Source organism: Amycolatopsis acididurans, assembly GCF_012328925.1.
Lineage (GTDB): Bacteria > Actinomycetota > Actinomycetes > Mycobacteriales > Pseudonocardiaceae > Amycolatopsis_E > Amycolatopsis_E acididurans.
In genome coordinates this window covers 18260-41148 of record NZ_JAAXLS010000057.1, presented here as the reverse complement: position 1 = coordinate 41148, position 22889 = coordinate 18260, and the positions used below count along the sequence as shown (strand labels likewise).

General features: G+C 69.7%; 16 protein-coding genes. 11 read left to right on the top strand and 5 right to left on the bottom strand.

Going from position 1 to position 22889, the window contains the following annotated elements:
- Positions 1-435: 435 nt before the first annotated feature.
- Both HFP15_RS37120 and HFP15_RS37115 read right to left on the bottom strand, forming a co-directional pair.
- Positions 436-2745 carry a hydantoinase B/oxoprolinase family protein gene (locus HFP15_RS37120; RefSeq protein ID WP_168522358.1) on the bottom strand — a complete coding sequence of 770 codons (2310 nt, stop codon included), beginning with the start codon at positions 2743-2745 and terminating at the stop codon, positions 436-438.
- Complete coding sequence (locus HFP15_RS37115; protein WP_168522356.1) at positions 2742-4862, bottom strand: hydantoinase/oxoprolinase family protein; 2121 nt, start codon at positions 4860-4862, stop codon at positions 2742-2744. The genes HFP15_RS37120 and HFP15_RS37115 overlap by 4 nt, the downstream gene beginning before the upstream one ends.
- A gap of 204 nt (positions 4863-5066) precedes the next feature.
- On the opposite strand from HFP15_RS37115, the gene HFP15_RS37110 reads away from it, so the two are divergent.
- The 7 genes from HFP15_RS37110 (at position 5067) to HFP15_RS37080 (ending at position 12149) form a co-directional block, all read left to right on the top strand.
- Positions 5067-6605 (top strand): FAD-dependent monooxygenase, encoded by a 1539-nt coding sequence (locus HFP15_RS37110; protein ID WP_168522354.1) that lies wholly within the window; start codon positions 5067-5069, stop codon positions 6603-6605.
- Positions 6602-8314, top strand: a complete 1713-nt coding sequence (locus HFP15_RS37105) for a (2,3-dihydroxybenzoyl)adenylate synthase (protein WP_168522352.1) — start codon at positions 6602-6604, stop codon at positions 8312-8314. Before HFP15_RS37110 ends, HFP15_RS37105 begins: the two co-directional genes overlap by 4 nt.
- Positions 8311-9051, top strand: a complete 741-nt coding sequence (locus HFP15_RS37100) for a maleate cis-trans isomerase family protein (protein ID WP_168522350.1) — start codon at positions 8311-8313, stop codon at positions 9049-9051. The genes HFP15_RS37105 and HFP15_RS37100 overlap by 4 nt, the downstream gene beginning before the upstream one ends.
- A gap of 40 nt (positions 9052-9091) precedes the next feature.
- The gene (locus tag HFP15_RS37095; protein WP_246272387.1) at positions 9092-9868 is read left to right on the top strand and encodes a TetR/AcrR family transcriptional regulator; all 777 of its coding nucleotides are present in this window, start codon (positions 9092-9094) and stop codon (positions 9866-9868) included.
- 135 nt (positions 9869-10003) lie between these two features.
- Positions 10004-10654: a VOC family protein gene (locus tag HFP15_RS37090; protein ID WP_168522347.1), complete on the top strand. Its 651-nt coding sequence runs from the start codon at positions 10004-10006 to the stop codon at positions 10652-10654.
- Positions 10651-10899: a hypothetical protein gene (locus HFP15_RS37085; protein ID WP_168522345.1), complete on the top strand. Its 249-nt coding sequence runs from the start codon at positions 10651-10653 to the stop codon at positions 10897-10899. Before HFP15_RS37090 ends, HFP15_RS37085 begins: the two co-directional genes overlap by 4 nt.
- Positions 10896-12149 (top strand): alpha/beta hydrolase, encoded by a 1254-nt coding sequence (locus HFP15_RS37080; protein WP_168522342.1) that lies wholly within the window; start codon positions 10896-10898, stop codon positions 12147-12149. Before HFP15_RS37085 ends, HFP15_RS37080 begins: the two co-directional genes overlap by 4 nt.
- Before the next feature lie 46 nt (positions 12150-12195).
- Here HFP15_RS37080 and HFP15_RS37075 read toward each other — a convergent pair whose 3' ends face one another.
- Both HFP15_RS37075 and HFP15_RS37070 read right to left on the bottom strand, forming a co-directional pair.
- Positions 12196-13305 (bottom strand): iron-containing alcohol dehydrogenase family protein, encoded by a 1110-nt coding sequence (locus HFP15_RS37075; protein ID WP_168522340.1) that lies wholly within the window; start codon positions 13303-13305, stop codon positions 12196-12198.
- Positions 13293-14402 (bottom strand): mandelate racemase/muconate lactonizing enzyme family protein, encoded by a 1110-nt coding sequence (locus HFP15_RS37070; protein WP_168522338.1) that lies wholly within the window; start codon positions 14400-14402, stop codon positions 13293-13295. Before HFP15_RS37070 ends, HFP15_RS37075 begins: the two co-directional genes overlap by 13 nt.
- An 89-nt stretch (positions 14403-14491) precedes the next feature.
- Between HFP15_RS37070 and HFP15_RS37065 the strand changes: the two genes are divergently transcribed.
- The 3 genes from HFP15_RS37065 (at position 14492) to HFP15_RS37055 (ending at position 17576) form a co-directional block, all read left to right on the top strand.
- The gene (locus tag HFP15_RS37065) at positions 14492-15247 is read left to right on the top strand and encodes an IclR family transcriptional regulator (protein ID WP_168522337.1); all 756 of its coding nucleotides are present in this window, start codon (positions 14492-14494) and stop codon (positions 15245-15247) included.
- A 217-nt stretch (positions 15248-15464) separates the two neighbouring features.
- Positions 15465-16232, top strand: coding sequence for an IclR family transcriptional regulator (locus tag HFP15_RS37060; RefSeq protein ID WP_168522366.1), 768 nt, complete (start codon positions 15465-15467; stop codon positions 16230-16232).
- Between the two features lie 60 nt (positions 16233-16292).
- Complete coding sequence (locus HFP15_RS37055; RefSeq protein ID WP_168522335.1) at positions 16293-17576, top strand: phenylacetate--CoA ligase family protein; 1284 nt, start codon at positions 16293-16295, stop codon at positions 17574-17576.
- On the opposite strand, the gene HFP15_RS37050 is transcribed toward HFP15_RS37055, so the two are convergent.
- Positions 17560-18726: an aminotransferase class V-fold PLP-dependent enzyme gene (locus HFP15_RS37050; RefSeq protein WP_168522333.1), complete on the bottom strand. Its 1167-nt coding sequence runs from the start codon at positions 18724-18726 to the stop codon at positions 17560-17562. The two genes, HFP15_RS37055 and HFP15_RS37050, sit on opposite strands and share 17 nt — an antisense overlap.
- 135 nt (positions 18727-18861) lie before the next feature.
- Between HFP15_RS37050 and dnaE the strand changes: the two genes are divergently transcribed.
- Complete coding sequence (gene dnaE / locus HFP15_RS37045; RefSeq protein WP_168522331.1) at positions 18862-22431, top strand: DNA polymerase III subunit alpha; 3570 nt, start codon at positions 18862-18864, stop codon at positions 22429-22431.
- Positions 22432-22889 lie beyond the last annotated feature (458 nt).

The following is a 22889-nucleotide window of genomic DNA, read 5'->3' as shown; positions in this document are numbered from 1 at the left end:
TCGGTCGTCGTTTTGTCCGGGGGCCGAGCCCCCGGAGCCCCTGCGGTGCGAGCTTCTTGCGTTCCCGGGTGGGTGGCTTGGGTGGTTACCAGCGCCGGTTTTCGGGTGTTCCGTTGGGCGTTTGTCCGGCGGCGTTGGCGTTCAGGCTGAGCCGGTTTGCGGGAGGTTTGGCTGACTCTGGTCGCGGGATGCGCTCGCCGGGTCGGTCGTCGTTTTGTCCGGGGGCCGAGCCCCCGGAGCCCCTGCGGTGCGAGCTTCTTGCGTTCCCGGGTGGGTGGCTTGGGTGGTTACCAGCGCCGGTTTTCGGGTGTTCCGTTGGGCGTTTGTCCAGCGGCGTTGGCGTTCAGGCTGAGCCGGCTGCTTCGTGCTGCGCGTGGTCCAACGAGCAGGCCGACCCGGTTGCTTCGTGCTGCCGGGTCGGCCTTGGGGAGCTGGTCAGGCTGCCCTTGCGGGTGTCTGCCGCCCCAGGGGCGGGGCCGGGTGGCCGGCCGGGACGACCGCCGAGTAGAACGCCGTCCAGCACGACGGGCAGCAGTACTGCCGGAACACCACCGGCGCATCGACGTAATCCGCCGCGTTCGCGATGATCTGCGGGCCGGCGTCGGTCGCTGGACCCTCGTACACGGCGAGTGCGACATCCTCGCCGTCGCCCAGGACCTCCGCGCAGTGGCGGCAGGCGACCGCCGCACCGTCCCCGACGGCCACCTCCACGAGGTTGTCGTCCAGCCGCTTCACCGCCGCGAGATCGGCCTTCCGGCCCGACGGCGCCCCCAGCAGACTTGACCGCTCCCGGCGCGCGGACCGCTGACGTTCCCGCTCACCCGCCGTGGCGGCCTCGTCCACGGTGCCGCTCTCCACGACCACCCCGTAAACACTCCGCGCCGCGTCGGCCGTGATCTTCTGCTCCCGCAGGTCCCGCGCGACCGCGCGCGGATCACGGGTGAGCGGATCGCCGTAGCCCCCGCCACCCTGCCAGGTCATCACGAACACCTCGCCGGGCGCGAGGTAACTGGACGCGTAGTTCTGCGCAGGCTCCAGACTGTCGCTGATCTCGCTCAGCTCGCTGGGCATCCGGCCCGACGCCAGCAACTCGCTGACGCGGCTTTGCCGGGCCAGCACGTCCAGACCCGTGTTACCGGGGTGCCCGCCGGCGAGCCCGCCGTTCTGCGAGACGGCCTTGCCGTTGGAAGCGAGCACGAGGCCCATGGGAATGCTCGTGCCGTGCGGGGTGATCGCGATCGAGGCGCCGACGCCGCCGCGATGCCGGCCCGGCCCACCGGAGTCGGGCACCTCGCGCCGCCACAACGCGAGAACCGGATACAGGAACTCGGTCATCTCGACATCGGGAATGCGCCCCATCGGAATACAGAACAACCCACCCGTGTCGATGCCGTCGGCGTGGGGGCGCGCGCCGTACCCGCCGGACATCGGCTCCATGATGATGTTGAGGAACGGCGCCGGCTGCTCGGCACGCTCGTCCAGCCCGGCGATGACCGCGGTGTCCCACGTGCCGCAGCAGGTGGCCTGCACGTTCTTGCCGAGTTCGAGATCGCGGTCGAGCATCTGCGACAGGCATTCGGCCACCAGGTTGCCGGTGAGCCAGGCCGGGCCGATCGGACCGCGGCCCACCGCGGCGGGATAGGTGGCGTTGTTGAGCGTGCCTTCCTCGGTGATCAGGTCGAAGCAGCGCATGAGCCCGCCCGCCGACCACGGGATGTCGCCGGCCAGGATCGGCAGCAGCGCGAGCATGACGCCGCCACGCATACCGGCGTAGGTGCAGTTGACGACGCCGGACTGCGGATCGGTGCCGGTGAAGTCGAAGGTCAGGTGATCGCCGGTCTTGGTGGTGGTGACCGTGATCTTGTGCAGGCCGCGGTCGCCTTCGTGGGACTGGTCCTGATACCCGGTCGCGCTCCAGCTGCCGTCGGGCAGGCTGGTCAGCTTGTCCCGCAGCCGGGTTTCCGCATCCGCCATCATCCGCTTCATGACGGCCTTGACCGTGTCCGCGCCGTACTGCTCGATCAGTGCGTGCAAGCGTTCCCGGCCCACGTTGTTGGCGCCGACCTTCGCGCGCAGATCGAGCGCGACCAGCATCGGCACCCGCGACCGCCGGACCCACACGTCGGCGACGTCGCGCTGCAACTCGAAGTCCCGCACGACCTTCACCGGCGGGGTGGGCAGCGATTCGGAGAACACGTCTTCGGCGGCGGGTGAGAACGAGCCGAGCCCGACGCCGCCGAGGTCCGGTTCGTGGCAGATCGCGCTCGTCCACGCGAACAGCTTGCCGTCGTGGAAGACCGGTTGGTAGACCATGACATCGTTCTGGTGCAGCCCGCCGCCGACCCACGGATCGTTCGTGAGGAACATGTCCCCTTCGGCGATGCCGGGATTGGCCGCGCGGTTGCGCAGCGTCCAGTAGATGGCCAGATCGACCGCGCCGACGAGCATCGTGTTGTAGAGCCCGACCTGGACTTCCTGGCCGAGTTCGTCGGAGATGGCGAAGTCGAAGTCGTTGGCGTCGGTCACGATCGGCGAACCCGACATCCGCTTGAGCGCTTCGCCCATCTCGTCGGTGACCGACCACAGCCGGTGGCGTACGACTTCGTAGGTGAGCGGGTCGAGCGCGTCGACCTGTTCCTGGCTGACACTGTGGACGTCCATAGTGGACGGAAGGGAACGGCGCAGTTCTTCGGGATCGACGGGCCGGCTCGCGAAGGTCTCGGAGCCGAAGATGGGCATGCTCATGAGGCGCTCCTTGCCGAGGTGCGGCGGATGATGAGGTTGCCGAGCGAGTCCACGGTGCCGGTGGTGCCGCCCGGGACGACGACGGTGGTCGTGGGGACCTCGACGATGGCCGGCCCGGCGAGCTCGTGCCCGGCGCGCAGCTTGCGGTAGTCGTAGACGGGCGTGTCGGCGTAACCGGCGGCCGCGTCGAGGCAGACCGGACGGTGTCCTGCTCGCGCCTCGGCCGGATCGGGCGAGTCCGCCGCGGGAATCGTGGGCAGCTCCGGCGAGAACGGCAGGATGCCGATCCCGCGGACCCGGAAGGTGATGGCCTGGATACCGGCCTCGCGGAAGCCGGCGTCCTTGCCGTAGAGGGCGGCGTAGCGTTCCTCGAACGCCGTCGCGGCCTCCTCGATCGCGGCCGCGTCGAGTGGACCGCTCACGACCGGTGCGGTGACCTCGGCCAGCTGCATCGTGTAGCGCATGTCGATCTCGCGGTGAAGTTCGACGGTGTCGAACTTCACGCCCTGGCGGTCCAGCCCCTCGCGCACCTGCTTCTCCAGCACGGCGAAGTTCTGCTCCGCGCGCGCCGGGTCGAACGGCACCGTGGTCGGATCGGACAGCTCGGCGGCCAGCGCGATGTCGGACGACGCGAGGCCGTAGGCGGAGAAGGCCGATGCGACCGGGCCGAGCGGAACCACGACCTCGCCGACACCCACCTCTGCGGCGTAACCGGCGCAGTGCGCGGGACCGGCGCCGCCGAAGGCGTAGAGCACGAAGCCACGCGGATCGTGCCCCGCCTCGACGACGGTTTTCCTCAGCAGGTCACCGGTTTGCGCGTTCTGCACCGTGTAGATCGCGGCGGCCGCCTCTTCGACGGAGAGGCCGAGCGGTTTCGCGATCTGCGTTTCGATCGCCTGGCGGGCCAGTTCGAGCGAGAGCGGTTTGCGGCCGCCGAGCAGACCGCGTTCGGGCAGGATGCCGAGCACGAGGTTGGCGTCGGTGTTGGTCGGCTCGGTGCCGCCGTTGCCGTAGCAGGCCGGGCCCGGAACGGCTTGCGCGCTGCGCGGTCCGATGCGCAGGTTGCCGCCCGCGTCCAGCCAGGCGATGGCGCCGCCGCCGGACCCGATCGCGTCGACGCGCAGGGTGGGCACGTTGATCGGGTGGTGGTTGATCACCGTGGTGGTGTCGCGCACGGGTTCGCCGTCGACGACGAGCCCGGCGAGGAACGTGGTGCCGCCGACGTCGGTGGAGATGATGTTGCGGTGGCCCAGCTGGCGGCCCAGCGCGACCGACCCGACCACGCCGCCGGTCAGCACGGAGCCGACCGTGCTGATCGCCGTGGCCGGAGCTTCCTTGGCCGCGACGGCGCCGCCGTTGCTCTGCATGACCAGCAGCGGCCCGGACAGCCGGTTCTCGCGAAGCGTGTCTTCGAGCGTGGTGAGGTAGTCGCGCAGGCCTGGTCCGATCTGCGTGCTCATGATCGTGGTGGCGTTGCGGGCGAACTCGCGGATGCGCGGGCTGACCTCACTGGAGAGCGCGACGAACACGTCGGGATCGGCCTCGGCGACCAGTTCGCGCAGCCGGTGCTCGTGCGCGGGATTGCGGAAGGACCACAGCAGCGACACGGCGATCGCGCGGACGCCGTCGTCGAGCAGGGCGCGGATCGCGGCGCGGGCCTCGTCCTCGTCCAGTCGCACGACGACGTTGCCGTCCCGGTCCATCCGTTCGGTCACTTCGAGTGCGTGCCGTTTCGGCAGCAGGGTGTGGTCCTTGGCCTGGCCGAGCACGTTCTGCAGCTCGTGCGGGGAGCGGCCGAGGTAGCGGCCCTCGACGTTCATGATGAAGATCGAGTCGCGGTGGCCCTTGGTGGTCAGGAAACCCACCGGCGGCACGTTGCCCATCACCAGCGCGTTCAGCGAGGACGTCGTGCCGTGCGCGATGTGATGGGTCTCGGCGAGCATCTCGGGCAGCGACTTGCCGAGCTGTTCGGCCAGCAAGCCGAGTACGTCGAGCACTCCCCGGGAATAGTCGGGCGGGGTGGACGGGGACTTCGCGGCGAGCACGGTCCCCGCGTCGTCATCGAGAACGGCATCGGTGAACGTGCCGCCCACGTCCACGCCGATGACATACGCCATGACTCACGCTCCTTTGCGTGGAAGCGAACTTGCAGGGGCGCCGACGGCGCGCACGCCTCGGCGCCACAACTGGTGACGAGAACGTAGACTATTAAACGCTGCTGTTTGGAGTCAAGCACGCCGGCTCTTGACTTGTCTTCACTTGTGTTTAATCATTTACGCCATCGTCAATCGACGTGATGAGCCGTAAAACAGGAGGTCAGGATGCGAGTGCGCCGTGCCGCCGTGCTTGGCGGAGGCCCCGGCGGGCTGTACGTCGCGCGTCTGCTGAAGCTGGCCCAGCCGTGGTGCGACGTGGTCGTCCACGAGCAGGGTGAGCCGGACAAGACGTTCGGTTTCGGAGTGGGCCTGGCGGCAGGCACGCAACGCAAACTCGAAGCGGCCGACGCGGACACGCTGCGCGACCTCGTGGCGGCGGGACACCGGCACGACATGACGATGGTGGTCGACGGCCGGACCGCGCGGGTGCACAACGACCGGCTGATCGGCATCGCGCGCACCGAGTTGCTCGCCGTACTGCAACGGCACGCCGAAAAGGCCGGGGTGCGCATCGAATACGGGACGCGGCGCAGCGCCGGCGAGTTCGACGCGGACATCGTCATCGCCGCCGACGGGGTCAGCAGCGCCACCCGCAGCGCCGGCGAGTTCGGCGAGACGACCGAGCTCGGCCGCGGGCTGTTCCTGTGGTGCGGAGCCGAATTCGCGTTGCCGGACGCGCTGTTCGTCCCGGTGCGCACCGAGCACGGTGTGTTCGTGACGCACGCCTATCCGTATTCCGGCGGCCGCAGCACGTTTCTGATCGAGACCGACGAGCAGACGTGGCGAAGCGCCGGGTTCGACCGGTCGCCGGAGCCGGCGCAGCCCGAGGACTCCGACGAGACTTCGTTGCGGTACCTGGAAGAAGTGTTCGCCAGCGAACTGCGAGGACACGCCCTGATCGGTAACCGGACCCGCTGGACCCGGTTCCGCACCGTGCGGTGTGCCCGCTGGTCGCACGGGCGGACCGTGTTGCTCGGGGACGCGGCGCACACCGCCCACTTCTCCATCGGATCGGGCACCAAGCTCGCCATGGAGGACGCGATCGGCCTTGTCGAAGCGCTGGCCGAGGAGCCGGACGTGGAAGCCGCGTTCGCGCGGTACGAGACCACGCGCCGCCCGTCGGTCGAGCGGATGCAGGAACTGGCGCGGCGGAGCCGGCTGTGGTGGGAGTCGTTCCCGTCCCGGCTCGACATCCCGGTCGAGCGGCTGATGGTCGCGTACATGACGCGGGCGGGCAACGTTCCGCTCGACCGCTTCGCCGCCACCAGCCCGGACGTCGTCGCGACCGCGCTCGAGCAGTACGCGGGCGCCGCACCCCCGGCGGCGGACCTCGTCGACTGGGTGCTGGAACAACCCCTGCGGCACGGGAAAACCGAGTTCCCGCACCGGATCCTGCGCCACGTGCCGGACGGGCTCGCGCTCACCACGTTCGCCGAAAACCTCGCCGATCCCTGGGACGAGGCCGGAGACGACCTCATCGCGCGGGCACGTGAGGCTCGCCGGGACGGCGCCGACGGCTTCCGTTTCACCGGGCTCACGGACCGGCCCGCCCTGTTGACCAGGCTGGATCTGGCCGAGCGGGTGCGAAGCGAGGTCGGGGGGCTCATCGTGGTGAATGGGCCGGCGAGTCTGCGCGCCGATCTGGCGGCCGGCCTGGTCAGCGGGCGTTGTGACCTGGTCTCGCTCACCGAGGAGGACGTATGAGCACCAGCAGGTGGGGCAGCCGCCTCGTCGCCTATCCCGAGGACGCCGTGCGCCGCTACCGCGAGGCGGGCCTGTGGGGCACGTGCACCATCGCCGACGAACTGCACGCCGTGGCCGGCGCCCATTCCGAGCGCGACGCCGTCGTCGCGCTGGACGGGCGGCTGACCTTCCGCGAACTGGACGAGCGCTCCGATCTGCTGGCGGCCGGCCTGGCCGGGCTGGGACTCGTGCCCGGTGACCCCGTGCTGTTCCAGGTGACGAACCGGCTGGGGGCGATCCTGGCCTGGTACGGGGTGCTCAAGGCCGGGCTGATCCCCGTGTGCACACTCGCCGCTCATCGCGGTCACGAGATCGGCGAGATCAGCCGCCGCGTCGGCGCGGTCGCGCACCTCGTGGAGGCCGGAACACGCGGGTTCGACCTGGTGAATTTCGCCCTCGAGCAGCAGCGCGACCATCCGACGCTGCGACAGGTTCTGGTGCTGGGCGGAACCGGTACCACCGCCGGGGTCGCGATCGAGTCCCTCGGTGCCGACCTCGATCCGCGAGCCGCGCGCCGGACCGTCGAGGAGATTCAGCGCGGCATCGGTCCCGACGATGTCGCGGTATTCCAGCTCTCCGGCGGGACGACCGGGGTGCCGAAGGTCATTCCGCGGTTGCACGCCGAGTACTGGTACAACGCCGCGGAATACGCGCGTTCGTGGGGATGGAGCGCGGAAAGCCGTGTCGCCCACCTGATCCCCATCATCCACAACGCGGGCATCGTGTGCGCCGTCCACGGCCCCCACAGCGTCGGTGGCTGCCTCGTCCTCGGCACCGCGGATCCGGACGTCTCGTTGCCTTTGCTGGCACGGGAAGGCGCCACGCACGTCCTGCTCGGCCACGGGCATTTCCGGACCGTGGACCTGCCCGCGTTCGAGGCGGCCACGGCCGCGGTGAACCAGATCGTGCTGTCCGGCACGAAGGTGCCGCCCGCGCTGTTCGACGAACTGGAACGCCGCGGCCTGTGGTCCGGGCAGCTGTTCGGCATGGGGGAGGGGCTGTTCCTCACGACCCGTCCCGGTGCTCCCCGCGAAGCACGCGCGGAGACCGTCGGCACCCCACTGTCCGCATTGGACGAAGTGCGCGTGCTCGCGCCGGGGACCGAAACCGAGGTCCCCGACGGGGAAGTCGGCGAACTGTGCTGCCGCGGCCCGTACACGCTGCGCGGCTACTTCGACGCGGACAAGCACAACGCGACGGCGTTCACCTCAGACGGCTTCTACCGCACGGGTGACCTCGCGGCGATCCGCGAGATCGACGGAGGCCGCTACGTCACGATCGAAGGCCGCATCAAGGACGTGATCAACCGCGGCGGAGAGAAGATCAACGCCGAGGAGGTGGAGTCCCTGTTGCTGCGCCACCCACGGATCACCGGCGCCGCCGTGGTCGCCATGCCGGACCCCCGGCTCGGCGAGCGCGGCTGCGCTTACCTTGTCGTACAAGGGAAACCACTCACCCTCGGCGACGTCCAGGAGCATTTCGCCGCGCTGCAGGTGGCCAAGTTCAAATGGCCCGAACGCGTCGAACTGCTTTCCGAAATTCCCCGCACCCTCGTCGGGAAGATGGACAAGAAGCGCCTGCACGCCGACATCGCCGGGAAGGTCGCCGCCGAGAACGCCGCACGGCAGGACAACGCGGCCCCCGCCACCACTTCGGGAGGAACTCTGTGAGCATTCGTCGTATCGGACTCGTGGTCCCCAGCTCCAACGTCACCGTCGAAACGGAGGTGCCCGCGCTGCTCGGCCGCCATCCCGAGGCGCGGTTTTCCTTCCACTCCAGCCGGATGCGGATGCACACGGTGTCCCCGGAGGAGCTGCGTGCGATGAACGCGCAACGCGAACGGTGCGTCGACGAACTCGCCGACGCGGGCGTGGACGCCGTGCTCTACGCCTGTCTGGTCGCGCTCATGGCGCAGGGCCCGGGCGAGCATCAGCGGACCGAGGCCGCGGTGACCGAACAGTTCGCGAAAGCCGGTCAGCGGCCCGCCGTGCTCTCCAGCGCGGGCGCGCTGGTGGAAGGCCTCAACGCACTCGGCGAGCGCCGCATCGCGCTGGTCACGCCGTACCTGCGCCCGCTGGCCGAGCAGGTCGTCGAATATCTGGAAGCCGAGGGTTTCGAGGTCGTGGACTGGGCCGCGCTCGAGGTCGGCGACAACGCCGAGGTCGGGTGCATACCCGGCGACCGGATCATGGCTGCCGCACGCGGCCTGAATCTCGCCGGTGCCGACGCGCTGGTGATCTCCGCGTGCGTGCAGATGCCTTCGCTCGATCTCGTCGAGCCCGCCGAGGCGGAGTTCGGGATTCCCGTCCTGTCCGCGGCTACCGCAGGTGCGTACACCCTGCTGCGTCACCTCGGCCTGCCGCCCACGGTGCCCGGCGCCGGCCGTCTCCTGGCGTCGCCGGCATGATGAACCCGGTATTCGCGGCCGAACCTTTACCATGATGGCCATGACCAGCAGTTCGCGACGAAAGCCCGCACCGCGCAAGGCCGGGGCGGCTCCGCGAGCCGGCGGCAACGGCGCGGCGGAGGGCGACAAGCCTGCGCGCGTCACGACCGCGCGCCGGGAGCTCGTCGAGAACGAGATGTACGAGCAGGCCACCCGGCTTTTCGCCGAGCGTGGCTTCGCGGGCACCAGCCTGCAGGACATCGCGGACGCGATCGGGATCACCCGCCCCGCTCTTTACTACTACGTCAAAAGCAAGGACGAGCTGCTGGCCAAGCTGGTCACCGAGGTCACCAACGGCCCGCTGAACGAGCTGAAGGAGCTGGTCGAGCAGGCCGATCTCGACGCGGTGGGGCAGCTGCGCGCCATCGTGGAGATCATCGTGCGGCGTCGCGCGACCCAGCCGGCGCGGTTCCGGCTGCTGATCCGTTCCGAGGCCGAACTTCCCGAGGAACTGACCGCGGCCTATGACGAGAGCCGCCGCGCCGTGCTGAAGACCGTCGCCGAGGTCATCGAGGACGGCATCCGGGCGGGCCAGTTCCGGCCGGTCGACGCACGGGTGGCCGCGCTGGGCGTGCTGGGCATGTGCAACTGGGTCGCGTGGTGGTTCAACCCGGGCGGTCGCGACAACGAAGAGGCCGTGACCGACCAGTTCGCCGAAATGGCGATCGCGGCCCTGCGCCGGGCCGATCACCACACGCTCGACGGCGAGGGCCCGCAAGCCGCGTTGAAGATGCTCCGGCAGGACCTCGACCACCTCGAACGCCTGCTCAAGGACTGACCGCCGCTCCCGTGGCGCAACACATCCCGGCGGACACATGCCCGCGAAATCGTCTCTAACGTCAAACTGTTGACTCAATCGTTGACTGCCGCGTACCGTGAGGGAAACGGCACGAGGTATTGCAGGAGGTTCTCCATGACGGAGCTGGACCACCGGGTCAGGGGGGTCGACCACGTCGCGTTCCCGACCTTCGACCCGGCCGCGACGGTGCGCTTCTACCGGGACGTGCTGGGTTTCCCGGTCGTGCATTCGATTTGCGCGGCGGGCTGGGGCCCGGAGGACCACCCGGACTTCATCCACTTCTTCTTCGACATCGGCAACGACGACCGGATCGCGTTCTTCTACTACTTCGGCACCGGCACCGAAATCGGCGGTGCCGAGGGCGCCAAGGGCGATGTCTACGCACGGTTCGGCGCGGAAGTCCCGGAGTTCTTCGTGCGGTCACGGCATCTGGCGATCCACGTGGACAACGAAGAGGATCTGCTGGAGTACCGGCGCCGCCTGGACGCCAGCGACTGGCCCGTCGAGATGCAGATCCAGCACGAGACCATCGAGTCGATCTACACCCACGACCCGAACGGCTACATGTTCGAGATCACCCGCGCGATGCGCCCGGTGACACCCCAGGAAGATCTCGACGCGAACCTCACCATCGACGCGCTGCTCGACGTCGTGGCCGAGCCGGAGCCGACGTTCGGGAAACTGCTGGCCCGCAAGGCGGAGCTGATCGTCGAACGGGCCGCGGACTGGGAACTGGCCCGCAGCGAGCAGGAGGCGGGGCGGTGACGACCCTCTACGTGCTCGACGTACCGGAGAACACGCCGCTGGCCAAGGTGGCGGGCGAGGATTCGGCGGTGAGCATCGGCCGGATCGGCCCGTACTTCGAGATCAACGCGGCGGGCCCGATCGTCATCGACCGGCGCGCCACCGGCTGCCGCCACGCCGTCTGGTACAGCGCCGTGGCCGGGGTGGCCAGGGACAGCCGCATCACCCAGCACGACAAAGACGCTCTGCGCGTGGAGCCGGTGTGACGAGCACGGGACGTCTCGGCGCGGGCCGGTACCTGGCAGCGGACAGCCGCCCGGACAACAGCACCACGACGGTGCACGAACTGACCACTGTGGACGGAGCGACCGTGCGCGGCGTGCTCACCACCGTGCCCGGCGCCACGACGGTCGTCTGCCTGATGCACCCGCGCCAGGACGTCACCCACCATCCGCTGGTCCCGCTGCTGCTGCGGTCGGGCGCCGCGGTGTGGACACAGCACACCCGCTCGGTCAACAACGACCTCACCCTCGTGCACGAGCAGGCGCTGCTGGACGTCGCCGCGGGCCTGGTTTTCCTGCGGGAGCAGGGTTTCGCGTCGATCGTCACCCTCGGCCATTCCGGTGGGGGCGCGCTGTACGCCTTCTACCTGGAACAGGCGGGACGTCCGGCGGGGGAGCGCATCACCACGACCCCGGGCGGCAGGCCGGTTCCACTGGCCGACGCCGAGATGCCGTTGGCCGACGGCGCGGTCTTCCTCGCCCCGCACCCCGGGCAGGGCAAGCTGCTGCTCGGCTGCATCGACCCGTCGGTGGCCGACGAGCACGACCCGCTGTCCGTGGTGCCCGAGCTCGACCCGTTCAATCCGGCCAACGGGTTCGCCGAGCCACCCGAGAGTTCCTCCTATACGGCCGAATTCCTGGCCCGGTACCGCGCCGCGCAGCACGATCGCGTCGCCCGGATCGACGCCGTCGCGCGCGAGCATCTGGCCCGCGCCGCGGAGGCGCGCGCGGCGTTCAAGAACAGTGGCGAGGCGGCGCACCGGCGCCGCTCGCTGGCGCCGCGGATCATCGCCGTGTACCGGACCGACGCCGATCCCCGCACTGTCGATTTGTCCCTCGATCCCAGCGAACGGCCGTACGGGTCGCTGTTCGGTTCGCGGCCCGACCTCATCGACTACGGCCAGGTCGGGTTCGGTCGGCTCACCACCCCGGAAGCGTGGCTGTCCACCTGGTCCGGGCTCAGCTCCAACGCAGATTTCGTCCGCTGCGCGCCCCGGGTCACCGCGCCGACCTTGTTCGTCGAACTCACCGGCGACCAGGCCGCGTTCCCCGCCGATTCCCGCCGGATGATCGGCGCGCTCGGCGCGGACGACCGCACCACCGCCACCGTGCGCGGCCTGCATTTCGGCGGCCCCATCGCCAAGGGGGAGCCCACCGGCAACGAGCTGGCCGCCACGGAAATCGTGCGCTGGCTCGAGAAGCGCTTCGAGCTCGCGGATTCGCCCGGCAGGTGAGCGTGGGGGCGCACCTACGTCGAATCCTGAAACGTCTCTACCGTCCTCAGTAGACAGATTCGAGCAGCGCCCGGGTCTCGGCCTCGGTCGGGGTTTTCGGTGCGTTCCGGGTGACGGCGTCGGCGATCGCGTCCGCCGCGACGGCGGGCAACTGCTCGCGGGCGACGCCGAGATCGCGCAGCCGCCGCTTGATCGCCAGCGCGCCGGAAATCCCGCGCACCGCTTCGATCGCGGCGCTCGCCCAGTCGCCCGTGGGTGTGGCGCGCAGGGCGCGGGCCACGGATTCGTAGGCACCGGCGGCATCGCCCGCGCCGAGAGCCATGACCTCCTCCAGCACGGTGGCGAGCGCCACTCCGTGCGGGATGCCGGCGTGTGCGGTGAGCGCGTGCCCGATCCCGTGCACGAGGCCGAGGCCGGACAGGGTGAGCGCGTGCCCGGCCAGGTGGGCGCCGAACATCATCCGCGCCCGCGATTCGAGGTCGGAGCCGTCGCGGTGCACGGCGGGCAAAGCCTCGCCCACCATGGTGATCGCCTGCGTCGCGTACGCCGCCGACAGCGGGCTCGAGCCGCGTGAGGACAGCGATTCGATGCCGTGGACGAGCGCGTCGAAACCGCTCGCGGCGGTCACCGACGGCGGCAGGCCGAGGGTGAGTTCCGGGTCCAGCACGGCGATCCTCGGGCGCACCGACGAATGTCCTATGTAGACTTTGCGCCGGGTGCGGGTGTCCTCCACGACGCCGAAGCCGTTGGTCTCGGCCCCGGTGCCCGCGGTGGTGGGCACGGCGATCAACGGCGCCCAGCCCGATTCGGCCGGAGCGGCGGCCAGCAGCGAAATGCCCTTCGCCGCATCCAGCGCCGAGCCACCGCCGAGCGCGATCACCGCGCAGGTCCCGAACTCGCGCAGGCGGGCGGCGCCGCGTTCCAGTTCCGTCATCGGCGGATTGGGGCCGACGTCCTCGTAGGTGGCGTGCTCGATGTCGCTCAGCAGTCCCTCGACACGATCGACGATTCCGGTGGGGCGCAACGCGCGGTCGGTGACCACGAACGCGCGCGAACGGCCGAGCGCCGCCACGTGTGCGGGCAGGTCCGCGACGACACCGGGCCCGAACTCGGTGCGGCCGCTCAGCTCGACGCTGAGCCGCGTCAGATCCGCCACCTGCGCACCGCCTCCTCGTCCAGTTCCACGCCGAGCCCGGGCCGTTGCGGCACTTCCAGTTTCCCGCCGGCGTTGACGAGCACGGGTTCGGTGAGCATGAAGTCGCGGCGCTGCGGCGTCCAGCCCGGCGGATCGAAGGGATACTCGAAGAACGGTCCCGCGCCCACGCCCGCCGCCACGTGCAGGTTCGCGAGCAGGCCGATGCCGTTGGTCCAGCTGTGCGGGGTGAACGCGCGGTGCTTGAGCTGAGCCAGCTCCGCCAGCGTGCGTGCGCGGTGCATGCCGACCGCGAGCACGACGTCCATCTGGTACACGTCGAGCACGTCGTCTTCCAGGTACCGCAGCAGTTCCGGGACCGAATGATGCATCTCACCCGCCGCGATCCGCAGACCCGGATTGTCCATTCGCAACTGCCGGAAACCCTCGACGTCCGGATAGGGCAGCGGTTCTTCGACCCAGAACACATCCAGCTCCGCGAGCCTGCGCACGAGCTGGCGGGTCGTCGCCAGGTCTGTCGCGGTCGCGGTATCACCCGCCATGCGCCAGGACTGGTTCAGATCGACCATGATCGTGAAGCCGGGTCCCAGCGCGTCCCGGACGGCGGCGACCGCGGCGACGCCGTCCTCGATGAGCGCGCGGTCGATCCGGATCTTCATCGCCTGAAAGCCCGCTTCCCTGACCTGCCAGGCGGTTTCCACACGCTCTTGTGGCGACTTGAGCTCGGCGGAGGAGGCGTAGGCGGGAAGGGCGCGCGTGGAATTGCCGAACAGCGTGGCGACGGGCAGTCCGGCGACCTTGCCGATGATGTCCCACAACGCCGCCTCCAGCGGCCAGAAGCGGCCGCCGTGGAAGTTGGCCGTCTCGATCGCCTTGACGTGACGGGCGATGTCGAGCGGGTCCTCGCCGAGAAAGTGGTCGCGCGCCGAGTCGAAGCCGTCCATCGTGTCCCCGGAGCCGATGCCGGTGACGCCTTCGTCGGTGTGCACGCGCACGATCGTCGCGTCGAAATGCTCCCGGGGCCGGGGATCCCAGGCGGCGCGCAGCGGCGGGTCGAGGTCGATGCGCAGCCGGTCGAGCACGATCTCGGTGATCTTCATCGAAATCGACGTTAGAAGCGGGGCCGGGCCGCGGCAAGCGATCGCAACCTGTGTTGCGCTGGCGACAACTCGCGAGGCAGGGTCGGATCATGACGGGACACGGGCTCCGGCGTGATGTCAGCCTGCTGGAGGCGCTGGCCACGCCCGAAGCGAGACATGCGGGCGGCCTCGGGGTGGTGCGGATCGCCGAACTGGCGGGCCGGGAGAAGAGCCAGGTCTCGCGTGCGCTGAAGGCACTCGCCGAGGAAGGCATCGTGGAGCGGGATCCGGACACGCGGGGCTACCGGCTGGGCTGGCGGCTGTTCTCGCTCGTGGCGCGCACGGCCGAGGACCGCCTGGTGCGCGCGGCCGAACCGGTGCTGCGCGAACTGTCCGCCGAACTGGAGGAGACCTGTCATTTGTGCGTGCTGCGGGATCAGGAGGTGCTGACCGTGCTGTCGGTGTCCGGGCATTCGTTTCGTGTGCACGGCTGGGAAGGCCGCGGCGTGCCCGCACACTGCACGTCGGCGGGCCGGGTGCTGCTGGCGGATGCCACCCCGGACGAGCTGTACGTGCGCTTCCCCGGCGACCGCGACCGGCTGCCGGAGTTGTGGGCGCGGATCCGGCAAGGCAGGCGGGACGGTTTCGCGCAGGTGAGGGAGGAGTTCGAATCCGGGCTGGTCGGCGTCTCGGCGCCGGTACGCGATTTCCGCGGCCGGGTGGTGGCCGCACTCAACGTCTCCGCACCGGCCGAGCGTCTCGGCGCCGGGCTCGACGGCGCGGGCCGCGTGACCGCCCGCGCCGCTTTGGCCGTATCCGCTCAGCTCGGCTGGGACGACCGGGTTCAGCCGGTCACGCGCGCGTAGACAACGATGTTGTCCTCGTAGTTGCGCGTCGAGCTGATGGGGTACAGCGACAATTGTCCTATGCCGCCTCGGCCGACACGCTGATACTCGAAACGGCACTGATCAACAGGGTCGAGATCGGCGGAAATGGCGGTAATCTGGCCGCACCACGGTCAACGCCGACCCTGAGGAGCGTCTGATGCAGAGGGCCACGTCGACGTCGCCTGGCGCGACTCCGATGACAGCCGCGGGCCGCCTTCTCTCCGTGCTCGACGCGTTCGCGCCGGGCCGCAGCACTCTCACGCTGAGCGAGATCAGCAGGCGCGCCGGCCTGTCGCTGACCACCGCGCATCGCCTCGCCGGTGAGCTGGTCAACTGGGGTGCGCTCGAACGCGATGCCGACGGCCGCTACCGCATCGGCCTGCACCTGCTCGAACTCGCCGCGCTGGCACCGCGTGGCCTCGAACTCCGCGAACTCGCACAACCGTTTCTCGAGGACCTGTTCCATTCCACCCGCGCCCACGTACACCTCGCCGTCCGCGACGGGGCCGAGGTCGTGTACGTGGAGACGATCCGCGCCCGCGGCGCGGTCACCGTGCTGAGCAGACTCGGGCAGCGCTGGCCGCTGCACGCCACCGGCACCGGTCTGGTGCTGCTCGCCTTCGCCGGCCACGAACTGCAGGAACACGTCCTCGCTCGGCCGTTGAAGCGGTACACGCACCGGACGGTGACCGACCCGCGCGTGCTGCGCCGCACCCTCGCCGAGGTGCGCCGCACGGGTATCGCCGTCGCCGAGGAGCAACTGACCCTGGAGGGCGTCGCCGTGGCGGCACCGATCCGTGGCCCCGGCGACGAGGTGGTCGCCGCGCTCGGCCTGGTGGTGCACATGAACGAATGCGAACCGCGGGCTCTCGTCCCGGTCATGACGGCCGCGGCGCGCGGTATTTCGCGTGCTCTCGGTGCACCGTCCGCCAAAGGGTATGGCGGCGCGGTGAAGGGCCGCTGATGCTTCCGCCTCGCGGAACCGGCCTCGCCCGCCCGTCGTGCCGAACCGCATTCTTGCGCCATGACCGCACATTTCGTGGCGGCGGAGGATATCGGCGAGGTCCACGCGTCGCTCCGCCGCCGGCTCGACCTGCTCGTCGAGCGCTCGCCGTTCTACGCGGATCTGTTCGCCGAGCACGGGATCGCCCCTGCGGCGCTGGAAAGCCTTGACGCGCTGAGCAAGTTTCCCTTCACCACCAAGCACATGCTGCGCGAGAGCCAGGCCGCGGCGCCACCGTTGGGCAGGCACGCCGGTGTCGCCATGGACCGGATCATCCGCGTGCACGCCTCCACCGGTACCACCGGAAAGCCGAGCTGGGTCGGGGTGACACGAGCGGATTCGTCGGCGTGGACGGAAATGACGGCGAACGCGATGCACACGCAGGGGCTGGTCGCCTCCGATGTGGTCGTGCACGGCGCGGGGCTGACGTTGTTCGTCGGCGGGCTTCCGGTGCGGGACGCGATCGAGCGGATCGGGGCCACCATGGTGCCCATCGGTACCGGCGCGTCGGAGAAGGCCGTGCTCGCGATGTCCACGTTGGCCGCCACGACGCTGCACAGCACGCCGTCCTACGCGCGGTATCTCGCCGAGTACATCCGCGAGAAGCTGGGCCGCGATCCACGCGAGTTGGGCCTGGGCAAGATCATGGTCGGCGGCGAGCCCGGCGGCGGCGAGCCCGCCTTCCGTGCGCACCTGGAGCGCGAATGGGGTGCGACGGTCACCGAAGGGCTCGGCAACGCGGACATGGCCCCGATCCTGTTCGCCGAACGGCCCGGCACCGCCGGAATGCGTTACACAGGAGGAAAACACGTCGTCGCCGAACTGGTCGACCCGTCCTCCGGCGATCCCGTCGAACCCGAACCGGGCGCGACCGGTGAGCTGGTCTACACCTCGGTCGACCGGGAATGCTGCGCGCTCGTGCGCTTCCGCACCCGGGACCGGGTTCGCGTGACCGGGATGGACGGCGCCACCCCGCTCATCCGCTGCGTCGGCCGCGCCGACGACATGCTCATCGTGCTCGGCGTGAACGTTTTCCCCTCCGCGGTAAGGGATCTGGTGCACGAGTTCCATCCCCGGACCTCGGGCGCGATCCAGATCGTGCTGCCCTCCGACGGGCCGCGCGTCGAACCACCGCTGAACGTCGAGGCCGAATGGGGTGAGGCACCCGGCGACCGCGACGAGCTGGCGCGGTGGATCGAACGCGCGATCCGGCGGCGGCTGACGATCCCCGCCACCGTGACGCTGGTGCCGCCGGGTTCCATCGCGCGTTCGGAGATGAAGACCAGCCTCACGCGGCGGCGGTGATCCGCCCGATTTCCGTTACCAGCGCGTCGATCTCGTCGTCGGTGTTGTAGTAGTGCACCGAGGCGCGGACGGCCTCCGGCAGGTCGCGGGCGGTGAACTCGTACTGCGCGGAGGTGCGGTGGGTGACCGAGGTGTTGATGCCCGCCTTCGCCAGCCGCTCCTTGACCTCGGGCGAGGGCAGGCCGGCGGCACTGAAGGTGACGATGCCGCACTTTCGCGCGCCGCGATCGTGCACCGTGATGCCGGCCAGCGCGCCGAGCGCCTCGCGGAGCCGGGCGGCCAGCACGCGCACGCGTTCCTCGATCGCGGGCAGGCCGATCTCGAGCGCGTAGTCCACGGCGGCGCCGAGACCGAGCGTGATCCCGAAGTTGCGTTCCCACACCTCGAACCGTTTCGCGGTCGGGTCGACCTCGTAGCGGCCGGGCGCGGTCCAGGTGGCCGAGTGCAGGTCGAGCATCGCGGGCTCCAGCCGGTCCCGCAGCCGGGGGTGCACGTAGAGGAAGCCGGTGCCGCGGGGCCCGCGCAGGTACTTGCGGCCCGTCGCGGACAGCGCGCCGCAGCGCAGCCTGGTGACGTCGAGATCGAGCTGACCCGCGCTCTGGCACGCGTCGAGCAGGAACGGGATACCGGCGCGCTCGGCGATCGCGCCCACCTGCTCGGCGGGGTTGACCAGCCCGCTGTGCGTGGGCACGTGGTTCATCGAGATCAGCTTCACGTTGCCGTCGATGCGGCGCTCCAGGTCGGCGACGTCGAGCTGGCCCGTCGCGTCGTCGGCCACCACCTCGACCCGCGCGCCGGACTGAAGGTAGGCGATGGCGTTGCTGGCGTACTCCGAGCGGCAGGTGAGGATCTTGTCGCCGGGGCCGAGCCGTAACGCGTAGAACACGGCCTGCCACGACCGGGTGGCGTTGTCGGCGAGCGCGACGTCCTCGGCGCGGGCGCCGAGCAGACGCGCGACCGAGGCGTAGACGTCCTCGAACCGGCCGCGCGTGGCCGCCGCGAGTTCGTAGCCACCCCGCACGGCCTCCTCGCGCAGGTAGTCGACGACCGTGTCGACCACGACGGCCGGCGGCAGGGCCGCGCCCGCGTTGTTGAAGTGGATCACCTCGGCACAACCGGGTGTCTCGGCCCGGTACCTGCTGACGTCCATGAGATCGACACTAGGGGGAGCTTGTGACCCGAGCTACGCGTGAGCGGACCGGCACGCCTTCGCGAAACTGTCGGTGCCCAGGGCTAGGCTGATCCCCCAGGCCCGGGAAGTACCGCTAAGGGGAGGTTTTCGCTGGTGTCGAACGATTCCTTCGTTCACCTGCATGTGCACACCGAGTACTCCATGCTCGATGGCGCGGCGAAGATCGCTCCTCTGTTCGCGGAGGCCGCGCGGCTGGAGATGCCGGCCGTCGGCATGACCGACCACGGCAACATGTACGGCGCCGACGAGTTCTACCAGCAGGCCCGCAAGGCCGGGCTCAAGCCGATCATCGGCATCGAGGCCTACATCGCGCCCGAGTCGCGCTTCCACAAGAAGCCGGTCTTCTGGGGGCAGGCCAACCAGCGTGGCGCCGACGAGTACGGCGAGGGCGGTGACGTCTCCGGTGGCGGTGCCTACACCCACATGACGATGCTCGCCGAGAACGCCACCGGCCTGCGCAACCTGTTCAAGCTCTCCTCGCTGGCCTCGATGCAGGGCTATTACCGCAAGCCCCGGATGGACCGCGAGCTGATCGCGGAGAACCACGAGGGCATCATCGCCACCACCGGCTGCCCCTCCGGCGAGGTGCAGACCCGGCTGCGGCTGGGTCAGAAGGCCGAGGCCGTCCAGGCGGCCGCCGACTACCGCGACATCTTCGGCCCGGACAACTTCTTCCTCGAGCTGATGGACCACGGCCTGCCCATCGAGCGGTCGGTCCGCGAGGGCCTGCTCGAGATCGGCAAGCAGCTCAACCTCCGCCCGCTGGCCACCAACGACTCGCACTACGTCACCAAGGACCAGGCCGACTCGCACTCGGCGCTGCTGTGCGTGCAGTCGGGCAAGACGCTCAATGACCCGAACCGGTTCAAGTTCGACGGCGACGGCTACTACCTGAAGTCGGCCGCGGACATGCGCGAGTACTGGGACTCCGAGGTCCCCGGCGCGTGTGACTCCACGCTGCTGATCGCCGAGCGCGTGCAGAGCTACGAGGACGTCTACACCCACAAGGACCGGATGCCGGTCTTCGGGGTCCCGGACGGGCACGACGAGGCGAGCTGGCTGCGTGCCGAGGTCGCCGAGGGCATGAAGTGGCGTTTCCCGGAGGGGGCCCCCGAGGGCTACGAGGAGCGCATCGAGAAGGAACTCGACGTCATCATCGGGAAGGGCTTCCCGGCCTACTTCCTCGTCGTCGCCGACCTGATCAACTACGCGCGCAGCGTCGGCATCCGGGTCGGCCCCGGCCGTGGTTCGGCCGCCGGCTCGCTCGTGGCGTACGTGCTGGGTATCACCAACCTGGACCCGATTCCGCAGAAGCTGCTGTTCGAGCGGTTCCTCAACCCCGAGCGGGTGTCGATGCCGGATATCGACATCGACTTCGACGACCGCCGCCGCGGCGAGATGGTGCGCTACGCCACCGAGAAGTACGGCGCCGACCGCGTCGCGCAGGTGATCACGTTCGGCACCATTAAGACCAAGGCCGCGATCAAGGACTCGGCGCGGGTCCACTTCGGCCAGCCGGGCTACTCGATCGCGGACCGGATCTCCAAGGCGCTGCCGCCGCCGATCATGGCCAAGGACATCCCGCTGTCCGGCATCGTCAACCCCGAACACGAGCGCTACGGCGAGGCCGCCGAGGTCCGCACGCTGGTCGAGACCGACGAAGAGGTCAAGACGATCTTCGAGACCGCCCGCGGTCTCGAAGGCCTGATCCGCAACGCGGGCGTGCACGCCTGTGCGGTCATCATGTCCAGCGAACCGCTGATGGACGCGATCCCGCTGTGGCAGCGTGACGACGGTTCGATCATCACCGGCTGGGACTACCCGTCGTGTGAGGCCATCGGCCTGTTGAAGATGGACTTCCTCGGTCTGCGCAACCTCACCGTCATCGGGGACGCCATCGACAACATCAAGGCCAACCGTGGCGAGGACGTCGACCTCGACACCCTCGGCGTCGACGACCCCGAGACCTACAAACTGCTGTCCCGCGGTGACACGCTCGGCGTGTTCCAGCTGGACGGTGGCCCCATGCGTGACCTGCTGCGCCGCATGCAGCCCACCGTGTTCGACGACATCGTCGCGGTCGGCGCGCTGTACCGCCCCGGCCCGATGGGCATGAACGCGCACAACGACTACGCCGACCGCAAGAACGGCCGGCAGCAGGTCAAGCCGATCCACCCCGAGCTGGAAGAGCCCCTGAAGGAGATCCTGGCCGACACCTACGGCCTGATCGTCTATCAGGAGCAGATCATGCACATCGCGCAGAAGGTCGCCGGCTACACGATGGGCCGAGCGGATGTGCTGCGCCGCGCGATGGGTAAGAAGAAGAAGGAGGTCCTCGACAAGGAGTTCGAGGGCTTCCACGCCGGGATGAGGTCGAACGGCTTTTCCGACGAGGCCATCCAGGCGCTGTGGGACACGATCCTCCCGTTCGCCGGGTACGCGTTCAACAAGAGCCACGCGGCCGCGTACGGCCTGGTCTCGTACTGGACCGCCTACCTCAAGGCCAACTACACCGCGGAGTACATGGCCGCGCTGCTGACCTCGGTCGGTGACAACAAGGACAAGTCGGCGGTGTACCTGTCGGAGTGCCGCAGGCTCGGCGTCAAGGTGCTGCCGCCGGACGTCAACGAATCGGGCCAGCGCTTCGCCGCGGTCGGGGAGGCGATCCGCTTCGGCATGGGCGCGGTCCGCAACGTCGGCGCGAACGTGGTCGAGTCGATCATCAAGACCCGCGAGGAGAAGGGCAAGTACTCCTCGTTCACCGACTTCCTGGACAAGTCGGAGCTGGTGGCCTGCAACAAGCGGGTCATCGAATCGCTGATCAAGGCCGGTGGGTTCGACTCGCTGGGCGCGACGCGGCTGGCGATGATCCAGGTGCACGAGGACGCGGTCGACGCCGTGGTGCCGCTCAAGCGGCAGGAGGCGATGGGCCAGTTCGACCTGTTCGGCTTCGGCGGCGACGAGAGCGCCGAGCCCGCGCCGTCGTCCTCGCCGCTGGCGCATCTGAAGTTCACCGAGGAGGAGTGGCCGCGCAAGCAGCTGCTGGCGTACGAACGGGAGATGCTGGGCCTGTACGTGTCGGCGCACCCGCTGGACGGCGCCGAGCGGATCCTGCGCAAACACGCGCCGCGCCCGATCGCCGCGATCCTGGACAACCCGCCCAAGGAAGGCGAGCTGATCATTTCCGGCTTGATCACGTCGCTGGAGCGGCGGGTCAACAAGAAGGGCGAGCCCTGGGCCATCTGCACGGTCGAGGACATGGACGCCGCGCTCGAGGTGCTGTTCTTCCCGAAGTCCTACGCGATGTTCTCCGCCGATCTGATCGAGGACAACGCGGTGCTGGTCAAGGGCAGGGTGAACTGGCGCGAGGACAAGATGTCGGTGTTCGGCGGCGGTCTGGTGCCGCTGGACCTGTCCGAGGTGGGCAACGGCGAGGACGAACCGCCGCTCGTGCTGAACTGCTCGGCAGAGAAACTGGACAAGAGCGTCGTCGGTGAGCTGAAGCAGACACTGCTCGCGCACAAGGGCGAGACCCCGGTGCGGCTGAAGCTGATCGGCCGCCAGCGCGAGACGGTGTTCGCCCTCTACGACTACCCGGTCAAGGTCACGTCGATGCTGATGGGTGAACTGAAGGGCATCCCCGGAATCACCGCCGGCACCTAACCCGCGAGTCGAGCCTTCCGCGCGCCCGAGTCGGCCCTGGAGCGCGCCCGAGTTGGGGCCGCGGTGCGCCCGAGTTGGGGTCGGCGTGCGCCCGAGTTGGGGCCAGGGTGCGGCCGAGTCGGGCTTGGGATGCGGCCGAGTTGGGGCCAGGGCGTGCCCGAGTCGGGCCCGGGGTGCGCGCGAGTTGAGGCCGGGGTGCGGCTGAGTCGGGCGCGGAGTATGCGCGAGTTGCGCCTGGCGTGCGGCCGAGTTGGGCCCAGGGCGTGCGCGAGTTGGGGCCAGGCAGCGGCCGAGTCGGGCCTGGGGTGCGCGCGAGTCGGGGCCGGGATGCGGCCGAGTCGGGCCGGGGATGCGGCCGAGTCGGGCTTGGGGTGTGCGCGAGTTGGGGCCAGGGCGCGGTCGAGTCGGGCCAGGGGTGCGCGCGAGTTGAGGCCAGGGCGCGGTCGAGTAGGGCGCGG